A 1,179-nucleotide genomic window follows, 5' to 3' on the forward strand; every position below is an offset into this window, starting at 1 on the left:
TATCAGCGATTAAGCGATAACTTTAGCAACAACACCTGCACCAACAGTACGGCCACCTTCACGGATTGCGAAACGCAGACCGTCATCCATCGCGATTGGGTGGATCAGGGTGACTACCATGTTGATGTTGTCACCTGGCATTACCATCTCTACGCCTTCTGGCAGTTCGATGGTACCGGTCACGTCAGTTGTACGGAAGTAGAACTGTGGACGGTAGCCTTTGAAGAACGGAGTATGACGGCCGCCTTCATCTTTGCTCAGGATATACACTTCTGAGTCAAATTTGGTGTGTGGTTTGATTGAACCTGGTTTAGCCAGTACCTGACCACGTTCGATATCTTCACGCTTGATACCACGCAGCAGAACACCAACGTTCTCACCAGCACGGCCTTCGTCCAGCAGTTTGCGGAACATTTCAACGCCGGTACAGGTAGACTTAACGGTGTCTTTGATACCAACGATTTCAACTTCTTCGCCAACTTTGATGATACCGCGCTCTACACGACCGGTAACAACGGTACCACGACCGGAGATGGAGAATACGTCTTCGATTGGCAGCAGGAATGGCTTGTCAATCGCACGCTCTGGTTCTGGGATGTAGCTATCCAGGAAGCCAGCCAGTTCGATGATCTTAGCTTCCCACTCTGCTTCGCCTTCCAGTGCTTTCAGCGCTGAACCACGAACAACTGGGATGTCGTCGCCTGGGAAATCGTAAGCAGACAGAAGTTCACGAACTTCCATTTCTACCAGTTCCAGCAGCTCTTCGTCATCAACCATGTCGCATTTGTTCATGAATACGATCATGAATGGAACGCCAACCTGGCGACCCAGCAGGATGTGCTCACGAGTCTGTGGCATAGGGCCATCAGTTGCAGCCACAACCAGGATCGCGCCGTCCATCTGAGCAGCACCGGTGATCATGTTTTTCACATAGTCGGCGTGTCCTGGGCAGTCTACGTGCGCGTAGTGACGGCTTGGGGTGTCATATTCAACGTGAGAAGTGTTGATGGTGATACCACGAGCTTTTTCTTCTGGCGCGTTATCGATCTGGTCGAAGGCACGAGCAGCACCGCCGTAGGTTTTAGCCAGAACGGTAGTGATTGCAGCAGTCAGGGTAGTTTTACCGTGGTCAACGTGGCCGATAGTACCAACGTTAACGTGCGGTTTTGTACGTTCAAA

The 1,179-nt window shown here is 51.3% G+C and carries 1 protein-coding gene; it reads right to left on the bottom strand.

Features of this window, described 5'->3' with window-relative positions:
- Positions 1 to 9: 9 nt before the first annotated feature.
- Positions 10 to 1,179 (bottom strand): elongation factor Tu (tuf, locus tag ACT3RT_RS23060; protein ID WP_496203783.1); only part of this gene is annotated, 1,170 nt, incomplete at its 5' end.

It is taken from the genome of Ewingella sp. AOP9-I1-14 (assembly GCF_052375995.1).
Classification (GTDB): Bacteria; Pseudomonadota; Gammaproteobacteria; order Enterobacterales; family Enterobacteriaceae; genus Ewingella; species Ewingella allii.